Below are 18,436 nucleotides of genomic sequence, written 5' to 3' on the forward strand. Positions count from 1 at the left end.
CCCCCCCCCCCGAACTCCGCGATGCCGACGATTTACTTACCGAACCAACCGGTCCGCTGCATCTGCCAGACCTGATCCTGCCAGTAGCCCCACGTGTGGGTGCCCGCCGGCGGGAAGTCGTAGTGGACGTTGCTCAGACCCGCCTTCTGTGCGGCGCTCTGGAAAGCGCGCGCCTGCGACAGCGCGAGCACCTCGAGCGGCACACCCTGGACGACGTCGGCCGCGGTCGGGTGCGGCGTGTACTTGCCGAACACGCCGTTACCGGCCGAGATCCACAGCGGGATGCCCTTGAAGCGGTTCACCTGCACCGTCGGGTCGTTGAGCGCCCAACGGGAGTCGAAGGGGCCGCCCCACATATCGAGGCCGGCGTTGTACCCGCCCGAGTCGAGCGACGCGATGCCGACCGCGACCGGCATCCCCGGCGCCGACAGGTTGTCCATGCCGGACAGGGACGCGGCGCGCTTGTAGAAGCCGCCCGAGTTGAGCGCATTGATCATGGCCGCGCTACCCGACATCGAGAGACCGACCAGCGAGACGTTGCTCGAATTGAGCCCGATGCTCTTGATGTACGCCGGGAGGCTGTTCTTCAGGAAGGTGCCCCAGGTGTAGCGGTACTGCTGGTTGTTGGTGCTCGACTTGTTCTGCCAGTCGGTGAACCAGCTCGAGGTGCCGCCGACCGGCATCACGACGTTGATGCCCTTCTGCGACAGGAACGCGACGTTGGAATCGCGCTCCCAGCCGGAGACGTCCCAGGTGGCGCGCAAGCCGTCCAGGAAGACCACCGTCGGCGCCTTGCTCGGCGCAGTGGTCGTCGAAGGCCAGGTGCGAACCTTGACGTTGGGCATACCGGCGCCGTTCACGAACGCCTGCTTGAAGCCCTTCGGCGGTTTCTTGTCACCACCGGGTCCCCACGCGTTGGCGGCGCCGATCTGACCGGTGACGCCCGCGAGCGACGGAATCGCGGCGATAGCCACCGCGGCGGCAGCCGCGCGCTTGGCCCATCCCTTACGCAAACGCATTCCTGCTTCTCCTCCTGTCGAGTGCGCCCGGGTCGGGCGACTCACGCTGCCATCCCTCGTCAGTCGCACCGGTCCAGAGAGTCGCCGACGGGCGTCCACCGCGTGCTCGACGTGATGGATCCAGACCGGAAACCGGCCGCAGGGTGTCGCTGAGCACTCTATGCGACTGACCGGAACCTGACAAACCCCGAAGCGAATCCGATGCGGACCGCGGTTTCAGTGAACGCCCGCGTACACGCTGTCAACGCAGGTGGGGGAGGTGTTCCGCGAGCCCACCAGGTGGACTGACCACCGCGGCGTCGATCGTTACCTCAGTTGTGTTTCAGGCTTCTCTCAGTAAACCGCGATGCAGGCGGCACAGACTGACACCGGCCTCTCAGGTTCACGCGGCGCCTGAACCTGTCGCCCCGGCGGACGGGTCGCTAGCGTGGCCCGGGTGTCCTTCGCACTCCCCGAACTCAGCGGTTCCACCGCCGAACGTTACGCCGACCTGGCCGCAGCCGCGGCCGCGCTGACCGACGGCGAACTCGACCCCATAGCGAACGCCGCCAACCTGTCTGCCCTGGTCAAGGCCGCGGTGCCCGATCTGAACTGGGTCGGTTTCTATTTCTACGACGGCACCGAGCTGGTCGTCGGACCGTTCCAGGGACTCCCCGCGTGCATCCGCATCCCGCTGACTCGTGGGGTCTGCGGTGCGGCCGCCCGCACCCGCACCACGCAGCGGATCGACGACGTGCACGCCGTCGCCGACCACATCGCCTGCGACGCGGCGACCAACTCCGAGCTCGTGGTACCGCTCGTGGGGTCCGGTGACGAGTTGCTCGGCGTCTTCGACCTCGACAGCGAGCGGCGCAGCCGCTTCACCGATGACGACCAGGCCGGCCTCGAGGCGATCGCCCGGGTGTACGTCGAGTCGCTGCAGCCTGGACGGGTGGAGTCGCTGCGGCCACAGCGCGCGCGGCCCTAGAACGCCCGGCCGGGGTTCAGCAGGTTCTTCGGATCGAACACGGCCTTGATCCCCCGGTGCAGCCCGAGTACGTCCTCCCCCAGTTCCTGGCCGGTCCAGCGCGCCTTGAGCACCCCGACTCCGTGTTCGCCGGTCAGCGTTCCACCCAGCTCGAGCGCGGCCGTGAACACCTCGTCGGCGGCGTCCCAGATCGCCTGCGGCACCTCGGCCACGTCGTGCGGATAGATCAGCGTCGGATGCAGGTTGCCGTCGCCCGCGTGTGCGCATGTGGGGATGTCGACCCCGTACTTCGCGGCGATCGCCTCGATCCGCGCGAACATCTCGGGCAGCTTGGATCGCGGGACGCCCACGTCCTCGGAGAAGATGTTGCCCGCGTTCTCGTAGGCGTGGAATGCCGCTCGGCGCACCGCGAGCAGCTCGTCGGTCTCGGCCTGGTCGTCGGATACCACCACGTAGTGCGCTCCAGCCGCCTCGAACTTGCGCTCCAGCACCGCGGCATCCTCGGGTGTCGACGCCTGCCCGATCAACATCGCGATGGTCGAGTCCTCGAGCCCGAAGGGGCGCAGGTCCTGCACGACTTCGAGCGTGCGCCGGTCCATCAGCTCCATCAGGGCCGGAGTGACACCCGAGGCGACGACTGCCGCAACGGCACTCGCCGCGCAGACGACGTCCGGGAAGGAGGCGGCGATCGTGGTCGGCCGGTGTGCCGGGGCGGGCTTGAGCTTGACCGTCACCGTCGTCACGATGCCGAGCGTGCCCTCGCTCCCGCACAGCAGCTGCGTGATGTCGTAGCCGGTGACGCCCTTGACGGTGCGGCGGCCGGTCTCGAGCACACGGCCGTCGGGCAGCACGACCTCGAGCCCCAGCACGTATTCCCTTGTCACGCCGTACTTCACGCAGCGCAGACCGCCCGCATTGGTGGCGACGTTGCCACCGATCGTGCACATCATCAGCGAGGAGGGATCCGGCGGGTACATCAGCCCGTGCTCGCGCGCGGCGGCATCGAGATCGGCGTTGATGACGCCCGCTTCGGCGACGGCGTACTGGTCCGGGGCGCTGATCTCGCGGATCGCGTTCATCTTGGCGAGCGAGATGATCACGCAGCCGTCGAGTGCGCTCGCGCCGCCCGCCAGACCGCTGCCCCCGCCGCGCGGGATCATCACCACGTCGTTCGCGTAACACCAACGGGCTGTGCGCGACACGTCGTCGGTGCATTCCGCGACTACGACGGCGAGCGGGACGCCCCCACGCACGGGCGAACAGTGGTCGTTGCTGTACGCCGCGGTGACGTCGGGGTCCGTGAGGACCGAGCCGCGCAGCGTGGGGAAGTCGCCGGGCAGGGCCGTCACGGCTAGATCGGCATCAGGTACGAGCGGCGCGGCGCACGCTGAAGCTCCTTGTCCTGCAACTGCGACAGGCACTTCCGGATCAACAGGCGTGTGTCCTTGGGTTCGATGACGCCGTCGATGTAGCCGCGCTCGGCCGACAACCACGGGGTCGCCATGAACTGGTTGTAGAAGTCGATGAACGCCTGACGGATCGCGGGACCGTTCTCGCCGGCCTCCTCGATCTCGCGCCGCTTGATGATTGCGGCGGCACTCTCCGCGCCCATGACGGCGAGACGCGCAGTGGGCCACGCGAACGAGAAGTCCGCGCCCAACTGCTTCGATCCCATCACGGCCCATGCACCCCCGTACGCCTTGCGGAGCACGATGGTCACCTTGGGCACGGCCGCCTCGACATAGGCGTAGATGAACTTGCCCGACCGGCGGATGGTGCCGATCCGCTCCTCCTCGAGGCCCGGGAGGATGCCCGGCACATCGACGAGGAACACGAGCGGGATGTTGAAGCCGTTGCACAGCCGGACGAACCGCGCGGCCTTCTCCGAGGCCTGCGTGTCCAGAGTGCCGGCCATGAACATCGGCTGGTTCGCGACGACACCGACGGGTGAGCCGTCGACGCGGGCGAAACCGCACACCAGGTTCTGCGCCCACAGCTCGGCATACTCGAGGAAGTCACCGTCGTCGAACACCCGGAGGATTACGTCGTGGATGTCGTACCCGGCGTTGTCGCTGTCGGGGATGATCGTCTCGAGCTCGAGGTCCGACGGCGTCAGCTCGGGCTCGAGGCCCGGGTTCACGACGGGAGGGCGCTGGTGGCTCGTGGTCGGCATGAAGGACAGGTAGCGCTTGACCCAGTCGAATGCCGCCTTCTCGTCCTTCGCGACGTGGTGCAGGTTGCCCCACGTCGCCTGGCGGACCGCGCCGCCCAGATCCTCGGCGCTCGTGGTCTCGCCCGTGACCGGGCGCAGCACCTCGGGGCCGGTGACGAACATGTAGGCCTGATCCTCGACACCGACGAGCACGTCCGTGTTGGCGGGGGCGTAGACGGCGCCGCCGACGCACTTTCCGAGGATCATCGAGATCTGCGGGACCATGCCGCACAGGCCGTCCTGGTGGCGGCCGAGTTCGGCGTACCACGCCAGCGACGTCGCGGCGTCCTGGATGCGTGCACCACCCGAGTCGTTGATGCCGACGACGGGCATGCCGGCGGTGGCGGCGAAGTCGTAGAGCTTGACGACCTTGCGGCCGAACATCTCCCCGACGGTGCCGCCCGCGACGGTCTGATCGTGGCTGAACGCCGCGACGGGACGACCGTCGACCTTGCCGTAGCCGATGACGACCCCGTCGCCGATCGGGTTCTTGGGGTCGCCCGGCGTCTTGGCGAGCTGATCCATCTCGACGAAGGTGCCCTCGTCGAACAGCATGTGCATGCGCTGGCGGGCACTCGGGAGCCCCCGCTCGGCACGCCGCGCCTTGGCCCGCTCGCTACCCGGATCCTGAGCCTGGTCGAGCCTGCGATGCAGGTCCGCCAGCTTGCCCGCGGTGGTGTGCAGGTCCAGGGCGGCGCCTGAGTTCGCGGATAGATCAGTCACGTGCTCGACCCTAACGCTTGTCGGTGCGGGCGCGGTCCAGCGCCTCGCTCATGTGGGTGGCCACCTTGCCGATGTACGGCTCGTCGATGATCTGCAGGTGGTCGCCGCCGACCTTGACCAGATCGAGCTTCTCCGCGACCTCGCCCCAGCCGCCGTCGGGTGCGACCTCCGCGAACGCGGGCTCCAACTCGATGGCCCCGTCATGCATACGGTCGGCGCGGTACAGCGTGACGGTGCCCTCGAACCGGCCGTAGTCGGCAGGGTTCAGCTTGAGTAGCGCACGGTTGTCGATGAACGACGTGCGCTGATGCTCGACCATGGCGCCCGAGATCTTCTTATCCGACAACTGTGCCAGCTCCATGAGGATCCGGATCTGGCCCTCGTCGTCGGCTTCGAGCAGGCGATCCATCGGCAGCTCGATATCTGCGGGGATGTCGTAGTTCTTGCGCGCGAAGGCCTCCCAGCGCTCCAGCCGGGCACGCTTCTCGTCGGGCTCGTCGGTGAGCGGAACCGTCGGACCCACCACGTCGAGCAGTCCGAGGTAGGCGATTTCCGCGCCCTCGGACTGCAGCAGCCGCGCTGTGCCGTAGGCGAGCGCGCCGCCGAGGCTCCAGCCGGCCATGTAGTACGGGCCCTCGGGCTGGAGTTCCTTGATCCTGGGTAGGTACTGGCGACACCGCTCCTCGATCGAGCCCTCGACGCGCTCGAGGCCGTAGATCGGCAGGTCCTCGGGGAGCTTCCGTAGCAGCGCCTCGTAGGCCATCGTATTGCCACCCGCGGGGTGGAAGAGGAAGAGCGGCTTACGATCCGACGATTCGGGTTTGCGCAGGGTGCGCACGAAGCCCTCGACCGGCGTCGCGTCGTCCATCTGCTCGCGCACGTAGCCGGACATCTCCTCGATGTTCTTCGAGTCGATGATGTCCTCGATGTCGATCTCGCCGCCGCCCGCGCGCTCCGTGAGACGCGCGGTCAACTTCTGGGCGACCTCCTCCGCGAGGACCGGAAGCTCGTTGAACACGCCACCGGGCGATGCACCGACGACGATGGCATATGTCGCGAACGTCAGGCGCTCGGCCGCATCACGCGGCGGTACGCCCACATCGGCTGCGTCCGCGACGGCTGCCTGGTCCATGACGTCCACATCGGCCGAATCCACTTTTGTAGCAGAGACTTCCGAGTCGGCGGCGGGCTCCGGCGCGGCGGCTGAAGGCTCGACGGACTCCGGCTCGGCGGCGGGTGCGTCCTTCTTCGCCGCGGCCTCTGCCTTGGCAGCCTTCATCAGCTCGGCGAGCTGGGCCGCGTCGGCGACCTCGCCGTCCTTGCCGGCCTGGTGCTCAGCCAGCGCATCCACCTGATCCCGGTGCGTCACAGCGTATTCCACGAACTCGACGACGTCGTTGAAGGACGCCTCACGCACGGCCTGGATCTGGATCGGCGGGATGTCGAACTCGTACTCGGTGCGGTTCTTGATGCGCATCGCGATCAGGGAATCCATACCCAGGTCGATCAGCGGGATCTCCTTGGGCAGATCCTCCAGCTCGAAGCCCATCGTCTCCGAGATGATCGTGCCGAGGCGGTGCTCCACCGACTCTCCCGACGCGGAATCCCAACGCTCCGAGGCGCCTTCGACGGGCGCCGGGGCCTCCTCCGAGACCGTGATCTCCGGCTCGTCGCCGGCGACGGCCACTCCGGCCGCGGCGACCGGCGGCGCAGCCTTCGTGATCTTCGGTTCCGCGATACTGCCTGCGCCCTCGCCGCCCACGACGACCGCGTCCAGCAGCAGCCGGAAGACGGCCGTTGCGGCATTCGATCCGTTCGCGGCGCCGAGGTTCTCGTGCACCTGGATCGACGCACCGCCCGGATGCGGAGTCAGGGTCGTCGTGAGGGTCTCACCCGACTGGGGCGAGCCGTGCTCCACCGCCGCGGTGACCGCGGCGCCGTCGAGCACCTGGCCCGCGGCGATGCGGGCGAGGTCGACAAGGGACACCTCGGTCCGGTCGCCCAGGGTGAGAGCGGCGGCTTCGAGCTGCCACACGTGCCGGCCGTCGGGCAGGGCCACATGACTGCCCGGAACGCTGCCGGAGCCGCCCTCGGGCAGCTTGGTATCGATCCAGATCGGCTTGCGCTGGAAGCGGGTTCGCGGGATCGGGGCATAGCGGCCGGGGCCGAACAGCGATGCGACGTCGAGGTCGTGGCCGCGCGAGTACACCGTTGCGAGCGCGGTGAGGATCGTGCCGGGCTCGTCCTCCTTGCGCTTCAGCGTCTGCACCAGCGCGGCGTCCTGGATCCCGTTGCCGAACGTGACCGCGGCGACCGAGATCAGCGTGATGGGGTTCGGCGAGAACTCGACGAACGTGCGGTACCCGTCCTCGACGGCCTTCTCGACGGCCTGTGTGAACCACACGCTGTGCCGCAGGCCCTTGATCCAGTAGTCCACGTCGTGCACGGGCGGATGCCCGGCGCGATAGAACTGATCCTTGTTGACCGTCGAGTACATCGGGTACTTCAGCGGATGCGGCTCGACGCCCATCAGCTCCGCCTGCAGCTCACCCAGCAGCGGGTCCATCTGCGATGTATGCGACGCGCCTCTCGTGACCAGCTTGCGGGCCATCAGACCCTTGGCCTCGGTCTCGGCGACGATCTGGTCGATCACCTTGCCCGGCCCGCCGATGACGGTGTGCGTGGGCGCCGCGTACACACAGATCTCGAGGCCGTCGTACTCACCGAGCACGGTGTCGATGTCGGCGGCGCTGTACTCGACCAGCGCCATGAAACGCTCCATCTCCTCGGGGAGCATGGCCTCGCCCTCGCCCATCAGGCGCGAACGGTTGCAGATCACGCGTACCGCATCCTCGAGGGACAGGCCACCCGTGAGCCAGGCGGCCGTCGCCTCGCCCATGGAGTGCGGGAGTACGACACCCGGTTCGATGCCGTGGTGGCGGAACAGGCCCACGAGCGCGACCTGGATCGCGAAGATGCCGACCTGCCCGGTCTCGATGTGGTACGTCACCGAGTCGTCGACCAGCATCTCGGCGTAGTCGTCGCCCGCTTCGTCGATGATCAGCTCGTTGACCTGGTCGAAGTAGTACTTGAAGATCGGATTCTCTAGATACAGCTGCTTCGCCATCTTGCGGTGGTGGCTGCCGAAGCCGGAGAAGATGAACGCCGGACCCGCGGTGTCGGGCTCGTTGGCCGAGATCACCAGCGGGCTGTTGCGGCCGTCGGCGATCGCCCGGAAGCCCTTGATCGCGTCGTCGTGTGTCTTGGCCATGACCACGGATCTGACGCGGTTGTGACTGCGGTGCGCCAGGCTCCGGCCGATCTCGGCGAGGCTGTACCCGCGCGCCTCGTCGGTCTCGAGCCAGTCGGCGAGGTCCCCTGCCGCTGCGCGGCGGCGGGACGGCACGTAACCGGACAGCACCAGCGGGACCGTCGCACCCTCGGCCGCCGCGGCGTAGAACTCCGGAACCGCTGCCGCTGGTGTCCCGTCCGCGGAGGCCTCGGAGCCCTCAGTCGCCGGAACCTCCTCCGAGACGGGCCCCGTGTACTCGCGCAGCACGACGTGCGCGTTGGTGCCACCGAAGCCGTTGCCCGTGACGCCCGCGACCTTGTGGCCGGAGTACTGCGGCCACGCCACGTTGCGGCCGGCCACCAGCATCCGGTTCGCCTCGAACTGGATGTACGGGTTGGGGCCCGCGTAATTGAGCGACGCGGGGATCTCGCCGTTCTTCATGGCGAGCAGCACCTTCGCCACGCCGGCCACGCCGGCCGCGGCCTCCATGTGCCCGAAGTTCGTCTTGACCGAGCCCATGAGCAGGGGCTTCTCGGCGTCGCGGCCGCGGCCGAGTACGCGGCCCACGGCATCGGCCTCGAGTGGATCTCCCAGCAGCGTGCCGGTGCCGTGCGCCTCCAGGTAGTCGACGGTGCGCGGGTCGATCCCGGCGTCGACGTACGCATCGCGCAGGTTGGTCACCTGCGCCTCGGGGTTGGGCGCGAACAGTCCGTTGGACTTGCCGTCGGAGGTGACGGCCGAGCCCGAGATGACCCCGAGCACCTCGTCGCCGTCGCGCTCGGCATCCGCCAGCCGCTTGAGCAGCACGACGCCGCCGCCCTCCGCCCGGATCATGCCGTCGGCGTCCGAGCTGAATGCCTTGATCTTGCCGTTCGCGGCCTGTGCGCCGACGCTGTCGAAGCCCAACGTCGCCGCTGGGACGATCAGCATGTTGACGCCACCGGCGACGGCCATGTCGGTCTCGCCGTCACGCAGCGAGCGCAACGCCTGGTGGATCGCGACGAGGGAGGAACTGCACGCGGTGTCGATCGTGACCGACGGACCGTGGAAATCGTAGAAGTACGAGACGCGGTTCGCCACGATCGAGGTCGACGTACCGGTCAGCGCGTATGCGTTGGACTTCGAGGGATCTGCGACCGTCAGCATCTGGTAGTCGTTGGCCGAGCTGCCCATCCAGACGCCGGTGCGGGTGCCCTTCACCGAGCTGGCCGGGATGTGTGCCTGCTCCAGGGCCTCCCAGGTGAGCTCTAGGGCGAGCCGCTGCTGCGGGTCGACCATCTCGACCTCGCGCGGCGTCATCAGGAAGAACTCGGCGTCGAAGCTCGCGACGTCGTCCAGGTAGCCGCCCTGCGTGTTCGCGTCGTCGAGCACGGCCTTCAGACGCGGGTCCTGCTTGAACTCGACCCACCTGTCCTCAGGCAGCTCCGAGGTGCCGTCGCCGCCCCCGATGAGGAACTCCCACGTCGACTCCGGGGTCTCGCCCGCATGCGGGAAACGCGTCGCTAGCCCGACCACGGCCACGTCGTGGGTGCCGCGTGCGGCCTCGAACTCCTCACCACGGTCGTAGCGCGCCGCCTCGGCGGCGAGGTCGTCGTCGGAGACCTCGGGCTCGCCGTCGACGATGCGCTGCGCGAGCAGGGCGATGGTCGGATGCTGGAACGCCATCGTGGCGGTCACCGTGACACCGGTGAAGTCCTCGATGTCGGACGCCATCGACACGGCGTCGCGCGAGCCCAGACCGAACTCGTCGAGCGACTTGTCATCGGTGATGTTCTCGACCGGCTGTTTGGTCGCCTCGGCGATCCAGTTCCGCATCCAGGCGCGGAGTTCCTCGACTGTGAGGTCCTCGTTGGACTTCGGGATGGAGTTGTCGTTCTCGGCCATAGGCTTTCTTAAGAATCCTCGCCTCGGGGGTGCTAGTTCACGTCGTTCGCGGCGTCGGGGAACGCGGTCTGCGTGTATCCGCCGCGGAGCGTGCCGTCGATGTATGCGGCCCGGCAGGCGCGGTGCGCGATCTTGCCGGACGACGTGCGCGGGATCGATCCGGCGGGCACCAGCAGCACGTCGCGAACCATGACGCCGTGCGCGGCCGCGACCGCGGTGCGGACCTCGTCGGCGATGGGCTGGGGGTCCGCCTTGTGCGCGCCCGCGGCCCGCTCGGCGACGATGACGAGTTGCTCGCTCTGGTCGTCGGGGTCGTAGGTCAGGCCGGAGTGCGCGTTCTCGAAGACCTCGCGCGGGAGTTCGTTGGCCGGGACCGAGAACGCCGCGACATACCCCACGCGCAGATTCTTATTGGACTCCTGTGCCGTGAACTCGAGGTCCTGCGGGTAGTGGTTGCGGCCGTCCACGATGACCAGGTCCTTGACTCGGCCGGTGATGTACAGCTCGCCCTCGTGGTACACGCCGAAGTCGCCGGTACGCAGCCACTTCGCCTTCTCCAGGTTCTTCACGCCCTCGCTGTGGCTGCCCTCGGTCAGTGGGGTGACGTGGTTCTGGAAGGTCTCGCGGGACTCGTCGGCGCGGCCCCAGTAGCCCGATCCGATATTCATGCCGTGCAGCCAGATCTCGCCGACGCGGCCGTCCTCGAGCTCCTGCCCGGTCTCGGGATCGACGATGCACGCCCACTGCGAGAGCGCGACGTCGCCGCACGATACCTGCGGTACAGCGCCCTCGGCGTGCTCATCGGCGGGCACGAACTGCCCGGCGCCCAGCTTCTCGCGGTCGACATAGACCACCCGGGCCTCGTTCTCGCGCGCGGTCGACGACACGAACAGCGTCGCCTCCGCCATGCCGTAGCAGGGCTTGATCGCGGTCTTGGGCAGACCGAACGGCGCGAACGCCTCGTTGAACTTCTTCATCGACGAGACCGTGACCGGCTCCGAGCCGTTGATGAGTCCGACGACATTCGACAGGTCGAGCTCCTCACCCTCCTTGGGCAGGCCGCGCCCGGCGGCGTGCTCGAACGCGAAGTTCGGTGCGGCTGCGAAGGTCTCCGCGTTGTCGTCCATAGCGGCCAGCTCGTGGATCCATCGGCCCGGCCGACGAACGAACGCCGCCGGGCTCATGATCGTGATGTACTTGCCGCCGATCGCGGGCAGGATCACCGTCAAGAGGCCCATGTCGTGGAACATCGGCAGCCACGTCACGCCGCGCGAATTCTCGTTCAGATCCAATGCGTTGATCATCTGCAGCACGTTGGTCCCGACGGCCTCGTACGTGATCTGTACGCCGGCCGGGTTGCGCGTGGAGCCCGACGTGTACTGCAGGTACGCGATGGTCTCGCGGTAGATCGGCACGGGCTTCAGCGTCGCGCCGACGGAGTCGGGGATCGCATCGACGGCGATGATGCGCGGACGCTCCTTGGCCGGCAGGTGCCGGAAGAAGTTGCGGCACGCCTCGGCCGAACCGGTCGACGTGAGGATCGCGGTCGGCTTGCAGTCCTCGATGACGAGACGCAGGCGGTCGGTGTGGCCCGGCTCGTCGGGACTGAACAGCGGGACGGCGATGTTGCCCGCGTACAGCGAGCCGAAGAACGCGGTCACGTAGTCGAGGCCCTGCGGCGCCAGGATGGCGACGCGGTCCTCTCTCTTGGTGATGTGCTGCAGGCGCGCGCCGATCGCGCGCAGCCGCGCACCGAACTGCGACCAGGTCAGATCGACCTTCTCGCCGTCACGCTCGCGGCTGTAGTCGATGTATCGGTACGCGAGCTGGTCGCCGCGCTCGGCGACGTTCCGCTCGACGTGGTCGACCAGATTCATCCCCGGCTTGAAGAAGAGGTTGCCGTCTTCGTCCAGGAACTGGTCGAACTCGAGTTTCTGCATCCGCACTCCTGAAGCTCTACGGGCCCACCGGCGTGCCGGTGTGGCTGCTACACGGGTATAGCGCCATCGCCCTCATCCATCGTCTCGGGCCGGTCGGTTGGGTGTCCGGCAAACCCGACCATGGTAGCGCGCGGCGCCATAAGTGACGAAAAGCCACTTCAGTGCCGTCGTCACTCGCCCCTGAGCTGCTCCAGGACGGGTGCGAACGCCTCCATCTGCGTGGGCACCACGCCCACATACGACATGGACGTCTCGGCGCGGGTGTGCCGGACCTGCTCGGCGATCTCGTCGAACGTACCGATCGCCAGGTACGGCGAGCCGAGCACGTCGTCGATCGTGATCTCCTTATCGACCTCGATGCTCGGGGAGAGCCCGCGCTCGATCGCCTTGAGCGCGTACTCGCCGACCTGCTCGCGGTCGTCCGTCACAACGATCATCGCGATCGTCCACGACAACTCGATGTCCGCGAAGCGGTCGCCGGCGGCCTTCGCGACCGCCTCGACCTTGCTCTTGGTGGACTCCATCGACATCTCGGAGATCCGCATCTTGCCCTCGGCGTTCGAGCGTGGATTGATCGACACGACGTCGGCACGACGCGCAGCCAGCTCGAGCATGCGGGGACCGCCGGCGCCGATCGCGATCTTGGGACGAGGGCCCTGCCGCGGGCGCGGATAACCCTTGATGCCCTTGACCTGGAACACCTCACCCTCGAACTCGGCCTCCTCGCCGCGCAGCAGCTTGTCGAGCACCGTCAGGCTCTCGTCGAAGCGCGCGATGCGCTCGGCCGGGCTGTCGAACGGGATCCCCGCCTTGTCGAAGTCCTCGCGGAACGCGCCGACGCCGAGGCCGACCTCGAGTCGGCCCTTCGACAGCACGTCGATGGTCGTCAGCTCCTTCGCCAGCACCGCGGGGTGGCGGAACGGCGTCGAGAGCATCGAGGTCGCGAGCCGGATCTTGTCGGTGGACACGGCCAGCGCGCCGAGCGCGGCCAGCGGCCCCACCTGCTCGTCCAGCCGGTCGGGGACGGCGAAGGTGTCGAAGCCGAGTTCCTCGGCCTCCTGCGCCAGCTTCACGAACTTGCGGGCGCCGCCCTCGTCGGAGTTGCCCGCGCCGCCCGCGGCGAAACGGAACTTGCGGGGCTCGGGAGTCGTCACGGTGATGGGCTCCTATGTTGGTGCGGCCCCGTCGCGGTTGGGCGACAGGGTGCGGCCCCGGTCGCGGTGGGACGCAGGGTGCGGACTCCGGTCTACGGTAGCGGTTCAGTTGTGCTTGGGAGTCGGCGCCGCGTCGATCAGCCCGCGCGCCCAGCCGAGCAGCCACCGCGGCGCGGTCTGCCCGCCCAACTGCCAATCCGATGTCGTGCCGTACAGGGCGTGGGAGTTCATGGTGAGCACACTCGCGAGCTGGGTGACGTTTCCGACGATGTTCAGCGGGTTCAGCGGCCGATCCGGCTCGTTGCAGATCGGGTCACGCGAGCCGCAGATGGAGACGGTACGCGCCGCCAGGGTCCCGAACGCACCATCGCGCTTGCCCTGCAGGTCCACGCCCATCAACGACAGACCTCCGAACAGGATCTCCACGCCCTGTCCCTCGGGATCCGGCCCGATGGCCTTGGCTTCGCCCTGCACGCGGCGGCTGTCGGAGACGAGGCCGACACCGAGGACGTTCTCCGCGGGGATCGGCCCGCGCGCGTTGCCGATGTCGCTCGCGATGTTGCCCGCGATGGTCGCGCCCTGCGAGAAGCCCATGAGCACGAAACCCGTCAGCGGGCAGTGCTTGTACACACGCGTGATCTCGGCGACCGCGCGGTCCGTACCCTGCTTGCGCGACGCCGCGTAGGTGACCTGCCCGTCCGGCGGGACCGCTACCGGATTGTGGAACTGCGCGACGTACGGGACCGTGTACACCGTCGCACGACCGGTCTTGTACTGCCGCTGCAGCGGACCCGACACCTGCAGCATCAGCGAACGGCGGTTGGCGTGCGGTGCCGTCGGGCTGTCGGTCGCCGACGACTCCCACGTCCCGGGGATCGAGATCACCTGTACGTCGGGGCAGTCCGCGGGCTGCGCCGTCGGTCGGCCGGGCAGCGTCGGACCCGGGCCCCCGGTGCCCCCGCCCCGCAGCAGTGACGCGATCAGGATCACCACCACCACGAGGGCGATCAGAGCCGCGAGCACCACGCCGAGCCCCATGACGGTCAGGGCCCGTCTTCCACGCTCGGCCACGTCAGGAGTGCTTCGGCTTGGGGGCCTTCGAGACCAGTCCGTCCGCCCAGCCGTTCATCCACTGAACAGCCGACTCGCCCTCGTAGATCCAGTCCTTGGTAGTCGCATACAGGGCGTGCGAGTTCGCGGTCAACACGGCCTGGACCTTCGGCAGCGTCTGCGAGATCGCGTTCGCGTCGAAGATGTCCTTGGGCTCGTTGCAGATCGGGTCGTGCTGCCCGCACAGCGAGTACGTCTTGTCCCCGAGGTCGCCGAAACCTCCTGCACGTGGGCCGCGCAGCTCGAGGCCGCCGATGGCGAGCCCCTTGAATGCGACCTCGGCGCCCACACCGGGCGGGTTCGGACCGACGCTCTTCGCCTCGCCCGGCACCCTCCGACCGTCCGAGATGAGGCCGACGCCGAGAACGTTCTCGGACGGGATCGGGCCGCGGCCGTTGCCGATGTCGCTCGCGATGTCGCCCGCGATGACCGCGCCCTGCGAGAAGCCCATGAGCAGGAAGCTGGTCAGCTTGCACTTCGCGTAGACCTTCTCGATCTGCGCGCGCGTCTTCTTATCGCCTTCGGTGCGGGATACCTGGTAGGTCGCCTGCCCATCCGGCGGGATCGCGACGGGATTCGACAGCTGTGCCACGTACGGGGTGGTCCACACCTCCGCCCGCGGTGACGGGTACGCCTTCTGAAGCGGACCGCTCACCTTGAGGATCAACGAGTTCGGGTTCGCCGTGGGATGCAGCGGGTCGTCGGTCGACTTCGACTCCCACGTGCCCGGCACCGCGATGACCTCGACATCCGGACAGCTGGCCGGCTGGGACTCCGGCCGCGCAGGCGCCGACGACGACGGCGGCGCGCTGGAGCTGCTCGGGCCGGGAACGACCGGCGGCGTGGGGCCGGGCTTCAGCCATTCGATCAGTAGCACGATCACGAGGACGATCGCGATGATCGCCGCGATGCCGACGCCGATTGCGAGCGCGGAGACGCGCCTCTGCTTTCCGGGCATGACGCTACTTGTCGCAGTAGCTGGTCTTGGCTGTCGCGATGAACTTGTTCGCGACTGCCTTGGCCTGCGCGTCGTCGGTGGTGCCGCCCGCGCTGAGCAGCGCGGTCACGAACGTCTGCAGGTTCTGCGACTTCGGGTTCGCCTTGACGGTGTCGCACACGTATCCGACGGTCGAGATGATGACGTCGTCCGGCGCGGTCACGCCCTGCTTACGCACCTGCTCGATGAAGCCCTTGTCCTTGCTGGACACCTGCGGCGCCACGGACGCACCCGGGAAACCGGACGGCGCCGTCGAGCTGTCCGGGCCTGTCGCGGGAAGGGTGCTCGGGCCCGACGACGGCGCCTCGTCCTCGGTGCCGGAGATCGCAGGGGCCGTCGGTGCGGACACCGTCGAGCTGCCGCCACACGCGGTCGCGCCCAGCAGGACCGCACCGATCAGGGTCGTCGCGGCGAACAGCCGCCGCGTGGACTGGACTCGAACCATCGTCGGTGTGCTTCCCATCCTTGCTCTCCACCGACGTCGCCGTCGGTGCCCGGGCCCGGGCTGGGTCCCGAATCGCTGCCAGGCTACCGGTCGAGCCTGAGGGACGGCCTCAGGCAGCGCCCTGCCGCGACCGGCGCGCGTTACTGAACCGACGTCTTCCCGTTGACCGAACTGATCGTCCCGTGCTGGAAGCGCATCAGGACGCCACCGGGAACGGGAAGCGGGTCCAGCACGGGGTAGCCCAGCCTGCCGCCCTCGTACCCCGCCTTACCCCAGGCATCGAAGACCGGGCCGTTCGGAACCACCGTCGCCGCGGTCTTGGGCGACCAGTAGATCGACCCGCCCGTGAACCGCGTGAACGCGCCGCCGCCGGCCAGCTTGGTCTCGCTCGTCACGGGGTAGCCGAGCTTGCCGCGCTCGTAGCCCTGCGATCCCCACTTGGCGAAGATCGCGCCGCCCACCGAATGCGCGCCGGTCGCGGCCGTCCAGTAGACGGTGCCGCCCTGGAACTTCTGGTAGCGGCCCTTCTTGTCGGGGCTGGCGAGCTCGTCCGACGTCGGGTAGCCGAGCGTTCCGGCGGGCCCGCCCTGCCGTGCATACTCGCCGGCTATCGCACCGCCCACGATGTGCGCACCGGTCGCCTGCGACCAGAACACCTGGCCGCCGCGGAAGTCCTGCGCACGCCCACCCTTGACGGCGTACTCGGGCGTGATGCAGGCGCCGAGGGACTTGCTCTGCAGTGCGGCGACGCCGATCGCGCCACCGGGTTTGCACGCGGCCGGGTTCCCGACGCCGAGCGCGGCCTGCGCCTGCGGCCACGCCTGGGCGTCCTCGAACTGCCAGTAGGGCCAGGAGTGGATTCCCGACGGGCGGTAGATGGCCTGTGCCGGGATGCCCAGCTTGTTCAGTTGCACGGCGAACGCCTGATTGGAGGCGCGGGAGAGGATCTCGAGCGCGGTGCCGGAGAGGTCGGGCTGTGCATTCGTCGGGGACTCGCCGTTGCCCGAGCTGAAGTACAGGGATGTCCCGCGCAACTTGTCGGCCAGCTTGAGGGGGTCGTGCGCAGCCCACTCCGGACTGGACTCGGGCCCGAACATCTTGTTCGCGTCGTAGTTCCCCGCGTCGCGCATGGCCGTCGCGATAGCCGTGGGCATGCCCGTCGAGCTCATCGAGAGGATTCCCGAGTAGGAGCCCGCGAACCGGTAGAAGCGAGGGTGACGGCCGGCGAGCATGTACGCGGCACTCCCGCCCATCGAGACGCCGGCGACGCCGCGCACTGTCGTCGCTCGCCAGTCGCGCTGCAGCACAGGCGGGAGCTCGGACGTCAGGAACGTCTCCCACTGGTAGTTCTTGCCGTTGTCCGGCTGCTTCCAGTTCGTGTACCAGCTGGACTGCCCGCCCACCGGGAGCACGACCGTGACGTTCTTGTCGCGATAGAAGTCCGCAACGTTGGTGTTGATCAGCCAGCCGTTGCGGTCATCGCGCGCGCGGAGGCCGTCGAGCAGGTACAGCGTGGGGAATGCGGCCTTGGGCCTGGCGTACCAGTCCCGCGCGAGCAGGAGTTGCACCTTGACGTCGGCGTTCATAACGGCCGAGTGGACCGTCACATCGACCTGGCGGTCCGACTGCCACTGCGCGCCGACGATGCGGACGCCGCTGGGCACCTGGGGCCCCGGTGCCTGTGGCGCGGCCTTGGCAGATGCCGTGAGCTGCGGAGATATCACGGGCGCGGCGGTACCCGCCGCGGCCAGGACCACGGCGGCCATCGCCGCCCCAGCCAACCCCGTCACTCTGCGCGATGCGCGCTCGACCATCCTCGCGAAACCTCCGCTGCAACCGACAACCTCTGGATTCAGTCTTACACGGATGTTATTCACCGGTCGGGAGCGCCGCGCGTGCGTCGATCGCTTGCGTCGAGTCACGAGACGGGTCCGGAGGGCGGCTATCCCGATATATAGCGGCATAGCCGCTCTCAGGACCCGGTTCGTGATCGCCCGCCGATCAGGTGGGCAGGCGGTCCCGAAGGCCGGCGACCAGGACCTGCAGGCCGAGGTCGAATGCCGCGTCTGCGCGCGAGGACCGTTGCGCTGCTTCGCGTTCCGCACGCACCACGCGGGTGAATACCGGGAACCGCGCAGCGAGGGCACCGGTGTCGAACAGGTCGTCGGGGGCGGTCGCGTCCATCGCGGCGCCCAGGACGAACGATTCGACGGTGACTATCGCATGCACGGCCTCGTCCTCGGACCAGCCACCGCGGAGCAGTCCATCCGACACCGCCTCATACATCGCGAGCACGATCGCGGACTCGGTCACCGGCATGACGGCGTACAGCGGGATGAGCTGAGGATGCCGCGCGAAGACCTCGCGCATCGATCTCGCCCACGAGACGACGGCCTCGTCCCAGGGCGCCTCGGCGAACGCGGCGTAGTCGATCTCGGCGATGAGGTGGTCCTGGACCAGGAGCAGCAGCTCGCGCTTGCCGCTCACGTGGTTGTAGAGCGCCGACGGTGCCACGCCGAGTTCCCGGGCCAGCGCCGCTATGGTCAGCGCGGATTCTCCGCCACGCTCGACCAGCGCGATCGCGGCGGCGACGATCCGGTCCGGGCTCAGAACCCGGACCGTCGGGCGGCCGCGGCCGCGGGTCGACTCCGTCATTGCCGCATCATCCCCTACCCCCGCTCTGTGATGTGCGC

Annotated in this window: 12 protein-coding genes; 1 reads left to right on the forward strand and 11 read right to left on the reverse strand. The window is 68.4% G+C overall.

Features of this window, described 5'->3' with window-relative positions; translation table 11 throughout:
- Window positions 1–32: 32 nt before the first annotated feature.
- Entirely contained in the window at window positions 33–1,019 is a 987-nt protein-coding gene (locus tag P0W64_RS16090) for an alpha/beta hydrolase family protein (RefSeq protein ID WP_275481169.1), read from the reverse strand.
- 436 nt (window positions 1,020–1,455) lie between these two features.
- On the opposite strand from P0W64_RS16090, the gene P0W64_RS16095 reads away from it, so the two are divergent.
- On the forward strand, window positions 1,456–1,986 hold the full coding sequence (locus P0W64_RS16095) for a GAF domain-containing protein (RefSeq protein WP_275481170.1): 531 nt from the start codon (window positions 1,456–1,458) through the stop codon (window positions 1,984–1,986).
- Here the strand turns inward: P0W64_RS16095 and P0W64_RS16100 are convergent.
- From P0W64_RS16100 to P0W64_RS16145, 10 genes are all read right to left on the reverse strand, one after another.
- Window positions 1,983–3,335, reverse strand: a complete 1,353-nt coding sequence (locus P0W64_RS16100; RefSeq protein WP_275481171.1) for an FAD-linked oxidase C-terminal domain-containing protein — start codon at window positions 3,333–3,335, stop codon at window positions 1,983–1,985. The two genes, P0W64_RS16095 and P0W64_RS16100, sit on opposite strands and share 4 nt — an antisense overlap.
- A 2-nt stretch (window positions 3,336–3,337) precedes the next feature.
- Window positions 3,338–4,921 carry an acyl-CoA carboxylase subunit beta gene (locus P0W64_RS16105; protein WP_275481172.1) on the reverse strand — a complete coding sequence of 528 codons (1,584 nt, stop codon included), beginning with the start codon at window positions 4,919–4,921 and terminating at the stop codon, window positions 3,338–3,340.
- Window positions 4,922–4,931: 10 nt separating this feature from the next.
- Window positions 4,932–10,097 (reverse strand): polyketide synthase Pks13, encoded by a 5,166-nt coding sequence (gene pks13, locus P0W64_RS16110; protein ID WP_275481173.1) that lies wholly within the window; start codon window positions 10,095–10,097, stop codon window positions 4,932–4,934.
- Between the two features lie 32 nt (window positions 10,098–10,129).
- Complete coding sequence (gene fadD32 / locus P0W64_RS16115) at window positions 10,130–12,037, reverse strand: long-chain-fatty-acid--AMP ligase FadD32 (protein ID WP_275481174.1); 1,908 nt, start codon at window positions 12,035–12,037, stop codon at window positions 10,130–10,132.
- A 170-nt stretch (window positions 12,038–12,207) separates the two neighbouring features.
- Entirely contained in the window at window positions 12,208–13,191 is a 984-nt protein-coding gene (locus tag P0W64_RS16120; protein ID WP_275481175.1) for a TIGR03621 family F420-dependent LLM class oxidoreductase, read from the reverse strand.
- Window positions 13,192–13,296: 105 nt separating this feature from the next.
- On the reverse strand, window positions 13,297–14,262 hold the full coding sequence (locus tag P0W64_RS16125; protein WP_275481176.1) for a cutinase family protein: 966 nt from the start codon (window positions 14,260–14,262) through the stop codon (window positions 13,297–13,299).
- A gap of 1 nt (window position 14,263) precedes the next feature.
- Complete coding sequence (locus tag P0W64_RS16130; RefSeq protein ID WP_275481177.1) at window positions 14,264–15,259, reverse strand: cutinase family protein; 996 nt, start codon at window positions 15,257–15,259, stop codon at window positions 14,264–14,266.
- 4 nt (window positions 15,260–15,263) lie between these two features.
- A complete protein-coding gene (locus tag P0W64_RS16135; RefSeq protein ID WP_275481178.1) occupies window positions 15,264–15,761 on the reverse strand; it encodes a DUF732 domain-containing protein in 498 nt (165 codons plus the stop codon).
- 122 nt (window positions 15,762–15,883) lie between these two features.
- Complete coding sequence (locus P0W64_RS16140; RefSeq protein WP_275481179.1) at window positions 15,884–17,557, reverse strand: alpha/beta hydrolase-fold protein; 1,674 nt, start codon at window positions 17,555–17,557, stop codon at window positions 15,884–15,886.
- Window positions 17,558–17,744: 187 nt separating this feature from the next.
- Window positions 17,745–18,398 (reverse strand): TetR/AcrR family transcriptional regulator, encoded by a 654-nt coding sequence (locus P0W64_RS16145; RefSeq protein ID WP_275481180.1) that lies wholly within the window; start codon window positions 18,396–18,398, stop codon window positions 17,745–17,747.
- Between the last annotated feature and the right edge of the window lie 38 nt (window positions 18,399–18,436).

This window comes from Tsukamurella sp. 8F, from assembly GCF_029167375.1.
Classification (GTDB): Bacteria; Actinomycetota; Actinomycetes; order Mycobacteriales; family Mycobacteriaceae; genus Tsukamurella.